At 50.5% G+C, this 1,332-nt stretch carries 1 protein-coding gene; it reads right to left on the reverse strand.

What is annotated here, in order from left to right:
- On the reverse strand, window positions 1-1,042 hold a 1,042-nt coding region (gene purM / locus N2315_09390), incomplete at its 3' end, for a phosphoribosylformylglycinamidine cyclo-ligase (protein MCX7829383.1).
- Between the last annotated feature and the right edge of the window lie 290 nt (window positions 1,043-1,332).

Raw genomic sequence — 1,332 nt, forward strand, 5'->3', positions numbered from 1 at the left:
AGCCCATACTATCCAGGAATTCCACAGCCTGTTCCCCATCATTCTTAGAAACCGCAAGCACAAGGCCGATTCCCATGTTAAAGGTGTTAAACATTTTTTGTTTTATCTGTTCATCCCGGCAAAGAATTTCCTTTCCCGCCGTTTCTCGCGAACCCGCATCTTTCCCAGTTCCACCACCAGCCACTCCATAGGCAATCCGATAAAAAACAGGCGGAATGGGCCAGCGATCTTCGTAGATAAGGGCCGTCTGGGGACGGGCAAACATCCGGGGGATGTTTTCGTAAAAACCGCCGCCGGTAATATGGGCCATCCCTTTTATGGGAATTTTTTCCATCAAGGCCAGGATGGGTTGTACGTATATGCGGGTCGGCTCCAGCAACACGTAGCCGATAGGCATGCCCCCAAAATCTTCCTGCAAATCGGGGATAATCTTACGAATCAGGCTGTAACCATTCGAATGGGGCCCTGAAGAAGCAAGGCCTACCAACAAATCGCCCTTTTCAATATGCTGGCCGTTGATTATTTTTTTTCGATCCACAATTCCTACCGCAAAGCCCGCAATATCATACTTACCAATGTCATAAAAACCGGGCATTTCGGCAGTCTCGCCCCCCAAAAGGACACAACCCGCCTCGGCACAGCCCCGGGCCACACCCTTTACCAAATCTGCGGCCACATCCGCATCAAGCTTTCCACAGGCAAGGTAATCCAGAAAGAACAGCGGCCGGGCGCCGTGACAGAGAATATCGTTGACACACATGGCCACACAATCGATGCCCACCGTATCGTACTTTTGAAGGCGGAAAGCGATATCCAATTTTGTGCCAACCCCATCGGTCCCGGAAACCAGGACCGGGTCCTCCATCCCTTCGCCCGCCCTAATGAGTTCTTTAAGGGAGAGCATGCCCGCAAAACTACCAATTTCGTTGATAACCGAGCGGCCCACGATATTTTCTTGCATGGTTCCCCGGGCAAGGTCATTGTATTTTTCTACCGCCCGATAGCCTTCTTCAATGTCTACCCCTGCTTCTTTGTAATCCATCCTGAATCCTTATTCTATAAACTGGAATACCCCGCTTTCTGGAGGTATTCTTGTGCTGGCCGTATCTTTATAGGTCATCCTGTTTGGCTAAACCAAGCTCACCGGGGGTGGGCAAGGGATACTCTCCGGTAAAACAGCCAAGGCAATATCCCCCCTGATGGTTCAGGGCCTCCAACAACCCTTCGGTAGAAAGAAAGGCAAGGCTATCGGCACCAATCGCTTCACAGATGGCTTTGATATTATTGGCACTACCGATAAGTTCCTTTCGATGGGGGGCTGTCTCTTATACA

It is taken from the genome of Thermanaerothrix sp. (assembly GCA_026417795.1).
In the GTDB taxonomy this organism is placed as follows: domain Bacteria; phylum Synergistota; class Synergistia; order Synergistales; family Synergistaceae; genus Thermanaerovibrio.